This window comes from Bacteroidales bacterium, assembly GCA_018334875.1.
GTDB lineage: Bacteria > Bacteroidota > Bacteroidia > Bacteroidales > UBA12077 > JAGXLC01.
In genome coordinates, this window is record JAGXLC010000393.1 from 1 (window position 1) to 3,772 (window position 3,772).

Annotated in this window: 3 protein-coding genes; 2 read left to right on the forward strand and 1 reads right to left on the reverse strand. The window is 49.8% G+C overall.

The genetic code is table 11. The features are described from left to right. On the forward strand, positions 1 to 932 hold a 932-nt coding region (locus KGY70_18675), incomplete at its 5' end, for a bile acid:sodium symporter family protein (GenBank protein MBS3777227.1). A 67-nt stretch (positions 933 to 999) separates the two neighbouring features. Beyond that, positions 1,000 to 2,364 (forward strand): 1-acyl-sn-glycerol-3-phosphate acyltransferase, encoded by a 1,365-nt coding sequence (locus KGY70_18680; protein ID MBS3777228.1) that lies wholly within the window; start codon positions 1,000 to 1,002, stop codon positions 2,362 to 2,364. Positions 2,365 to 2,571: 207 nt separating this feature from the next. Here KGY70_18680 and KGY70_18685 read toward each other — a convergent pair. Next, positions 2,572 to 3,772: glycoside hydrolase family 3 C-terminal domain-containing protein (locus KGY70_18685; protein MBS3777229.1), on the reverse strand; the 1,201-nt coding region annotated here is incomplete at its 5' end.

Genomic DNA, 3,772 nt, shown 5'->3' on the forward strand with positions numbered 1-3,772 from the left:
TGCAACTAAATTTCAGCCCGGCGGGTCTTTTCATTCTGAATATCACCCTTGCTTTCATTATGTTTGGGGTAGCCCTGGAGATTGATGTGAGCAGCTTCAAGCATATTCTTAAGAAGCCTAAATCCCTGCTGGTTGGTTTTTTCTCTCAGTTTCTGGTTCTGCCGGGAGTCACATTTCTGTTGATCCTGGTTATTCAGCCAACCCCCAGTGTAGCCCTGGGCATGTTGCTGGTAGCCTCCTGCCCGGGAGGCAATATCTCCAATTTTATCTCCAACCTGGCGCGCGGCAATACCGCCTTATCTGTTTCCTTGACCGGTATAGCTACCTTAGGTTCTATCTTTCTGACACCTGCGAATTTTGCTTTCTGGGGAGGGTTATATGAGAAAGCTTCGCAACTGATCATGCCCATTGAGATCGATCCCTGGCATATGTTGCGCACGGTGGTCATTTTGTTGGGCATACCCATGGTGGCAGGCGTCTTTTTTGCCCGCCGGTTTCCCCGTATCACGGCACAGATCAAGCGTCCGATCAAGATCGTCTCCATCTTGATCTTTGCAGGTTTTGTGGTGGTGGCTTTTTCCAATAACGTCAACTATTTTTTGAAATATATCCATTTGATTTTTCTGATTGTTTTGGCCCATAATGCCATTGCTCTGTTGTCGGGTTTTTCGATCAGCACGTTTTTCCGTTTGCCCCGTGTTGACCGGCGATCCATATCCATCGAAACAGGCATTCAGAACTCGGGTTTGGCCTTGGTTTTAATTTTCAATCCAAAATTGTTCGATGGTCTTGGAGGTATGGCTTTTGTAGCGGCCTGGTGGGGCATTTGGCATATTGTGGCTGGTATGGGCATCGCAGGCCTATGGTCAAGGAAACCACTGAATAAAAAAAATGGAAAGCTTTCCTGGAGCGGCCGCAAAGCGGATCTTTAAGGACAGGTGTGGGGTGAATAGAACCTCTGCGCGATGCACGCAGGCATATCCATAATGAGTAGCAGCTATGGCACAGCATAACATTGAAAAGTGGGATCCAGGTTACGCTCTTCTGAAACCCTTTGTAAATCTTAATTTCAGGGGCTATTTCCGGAAGATATACATTCAGGGGCGGGAGAATATTCCCCGGGACGTAGCTGTGATCTTTGCTCCCAACCACCAGAATGCCCTGATGGATGCACTGGGGGTGCTTTATGCTTTGCCTGGGCAGCCGGTTTTTCTGGCGCGTTCGGATATCTTCAGGAATCCTATCATTGCCCGCATATTGACTTTTTTGAAGCTGCTGCCCATCTATCGCATCCGGGACGGATACGAGAGTTTGCAGCACAATGACTGGATATTGAATAAGGTAGGGGATGTGCTCAGGCAAAAAAGGAGCCTGGTGATCTTTCCTGAAGGCAACCACTCTGCCTATAGAAGACTTCGGCCTTTGAAGAAGGGTATTTGCCGCATTGCCTTCCAGGCTGAAGAGAAGAATGATTTCACCCTGGGTTTGCAGATTGTACCGGTAGGTCTGGATTACGATGATTTCTACAAGTTTGGCCATACCTTGGTGGTTCGGTTTGGCCGTCCCATTGCCGTGGATCCTTTTAAGCCGATGTATGAGGAGAGCCCATCGCGGGCTTTTATAGCCCTGAAAAAGGTGATAGCCCGTCAGTTGCAGCAAGTGATGATTCAAATCTCAGATAGGAAGCATCACGATGCGATCAATCAGCTCAGGGAGATCTACCGGGTAAGGATGGAGGATCATATGAATGGTTCGCTGAGGAAACGGCCTGACCAGCTCGAAGCGGATAAGAAGCTTATTCAGGTATGCGAGGCACAATGTGCTGCTCATCCTGAAGAGGGGGCGCGCCTGGACCGTCAGGTCAGGCGTTACCAATGGGTATTGAATCGCATCAGGCTGCGGCCCTGGGTTTTCAACCGAAGAAACTATGCGTGGTGGAAACTACTGGCACAAGCTCCGATGATGCTGGTTCTCCTTCCGGTTTTTTTATATGGCCTGATCAACAATGCCCTTCCTTTCTTTCTGCCTGTCCTGCCTACCAGAAAGGTGAAGGATCCCCAGTTTTGGAGCTCCATCAAGAACGGGGTGGCTTTGATCCTTTTTCCTCTTTTTTATGTGCTACAGACCATCGCTGTGGCAGCCTTCACCAATGGAGCCTGGATACCGCTTGGCTACCTGGTAAGCCTGCCATTGACCGGTTATCTGGCTTACCGGTATTATGTAGGCTGGAAAAAACTGATGGCCAAATGGCGCTATAACCTCTTACAGAAGAGAAGGCCTTTCATGATGAAGCAAATTCTTGATTTAAGAAGGGAGATCTTCTCTACTGTTGACCGGTGGTGGTCAAAAACCGAGGCATCCTAATTGATTGCTTGAATCCCCGGTTCTCGCAAAGCATAGTTCTTAAGGGAGTGTAAAGGTTCGTCTTGTTTACCTGTATATCTCCATAATAGAATCCAGATGTCCGGAGAAACCTATAGAAGAGCATCCTAAATAATATTTTCGGGCAAAAGAAAGAATGTATTGCCTGGTGCGATACATTCTTTCTGGGGAGCATCCTATGAAACTACTTTATTCTTTGATCAACTCGAATGTACTTTCCATCACGTCGGCCGAGCTGCTGCCAACGAATACTTTGAATTTGCCGGCTTCCGCCTGGTAGCTCATGTCTGCGGTATAAAACCTCAAGTCATCGGGGGTAAGGGTGAACGCCACCCGTTTTTCCTGTCCGGGCTCCAGGGATATCTTCCGGAATCCTTTAAGTTCCTTGACAGGTCGTGTTACGCTTCCTACCATGTCGCGGGTATACAACTGAACGATCTCTTCCCCTTTGTATTTCCCGGTATTTTTTACATTGACCGATACATTGAGGGTTTGGTCAAAGCCCATTTTTTCCTTATCCACCTGCATACCAGAGTATTCGAAGGTGGTATAGCTTAATCCGTATCCGAAGGGATAGAGGGGATCGTTGGAAACATCGAGGTAACGGCTGGTATAGCTGTCCTCCGGGTTATACGGGCGCCCGGTCTTTTTGTGGCTGTAATAGATGGGGACCTGGCCGACTTCTTTGGGGAAGGTAACCGTCAGTTTCCCGGAGGGGTTGGTGTCGCCGGAGAGGATATCGGCAATGGCCTCGCCGGTGCGGGTGCCCAGATGCCAGGTGTTAAGTATGGCCGGCACATTTTCGTCCAGCCAGGGGATGGTCAGGGGGCGACCGGCCATCACCAGGACAATAACCGGTTTGCCTGTTTCCACGATCCTTTGCACCAGTTCCTTTTGAACGCCGGGCAGTCCGATGTCGGCGCGGCTGGCTGCCTCACCGCTTTGGGTGTGTTTTTCACCGATGGCCATCACCACCACATCCGACTGGATGGCGGCAGCAAGTGCTTCACCGAATCCACTTTTGTCATTGCCGGTAAAATCACAGCCATGGGCATAACGGATGGCCGTGCGGGGAAATTCTTTTTCCAGGCCCTGCTTAACGGTTACCACCAGTGAGTCGGTGCCGGAGGCATGCCAGGTACCCAGCAATTCACGCTGGTTGTCGGCCAGGGGACCAATCAGGGCTATGCTGTTGATATCTTTGGAAAGGGGCAGGAGCTTGCTTCCCTGATGCGCCTCATTTTTGAGCAGGACTGCCGACTTTTTGGCGGATTTCAGGGCATGATCCATCATCTCCCGGGAATGGATGATCTCTTTTTCCCGTTGTTCATCCAGATAACGGTAGGGATCCTCAAACAGTCCCAGGTCGTATTTGAGTTCCAGCACCCGG

What these genes read in the sequence shown, in the direction of transcription:
- KGY70_18680 (MBS3777228.1), top strand. Translation starts at nt 1,000, where the DNA reads ATGGCACAGCATAACATTGAAAAGTGGGATCCAGGTTACGCTCTTCTG.